Genomic DNA, 701 nt, shown 5'->3' with positions numbered 1-701 from the left:
GGGGGGCAGCGCTCGGGCTTGGGGGGCCGCTGCATCAGCGCGGCTGCGGCCTCGTCGAGGGTGACCTTCTCGTGCAGCAGAGCGGAGACGACTTCCGTGATCGGCATCTCGACGTCGTGGGCGTGGGCCAGGGCGAGGATCGCTTCGGCCGATTTGACGCCCTCGGTGGTCTGCCGGGTGGCGGCCATCGCCTGCTCGACGCTTAGGCCGTGACCGAGGTGGGTGCCGAAGGTGCGGTTGCGGGAGAGCGGGGAGGAGCAGGTGGCCACCAGGTCGCCCATGCCGGCCAGACCGGAGAAGGTGAGCGGGTCGGCGCCCATGGCGACGCCGAGGCGGGTGGTCTCCGCCAGCCCGCGGGTGATGAGCATGGCTGCGGCGTTGTCGCCCAGGCCCATACCGGAGGCGATGCCGACCGCGAGTGCGATGACGTTCTTCACCGCGCCGCCCAGCTCGCAGCCAGTTACGTCGGTGCTGGTGTATGGCCGGAAGTAGGGGGTGTGGCACACCTTTTGGAAGCGGTGGGCGGCGTCTTCGTCGGTGCAGGCGACGGTGGCGGCGGCGGGCTGGCCGTCCATGATCTCGCGGGCCAGGTTCGGGCCGGACAGCACCGCGACCCTGTTGGCGCTCACGCCGGTCACCTCGGTGATGATCTGGCTCGCCCGCAGGTGGCTGCTCTGCTCGATGCCCTTCATCAGCGACAC

Annotated in this window: 1 protein-coding gene; it reads right to left on the bottom strand. The window is 70.6% G+C overall.

Annotation, left to right across the window (positions count from 1 at the left end):
- Positions 1–701 (bottom strand): NAD(P)H-dependent glycerol-3-phosphate dehydrogenase (locus CCN51_RS36070; RefSeq protein WP_086860546.1); only part of this gene is annotated, 701 nt, incomplete at both ends.

Origin of the sequence: Streptomyces milbemycinicus, assembly GCF_002154605.1 — a bacterium.
Taxonomy (GTDB): domain Bacteria; phylum Actinomycetota; class Actinomycetes; order Streptomycetales; family Streptomycetaceae; genus Streptomyces; species Streptomyces milbemycinicus.
This window is presented reverse-complemented; position numbering and strand designations above follow the sequence as displayed.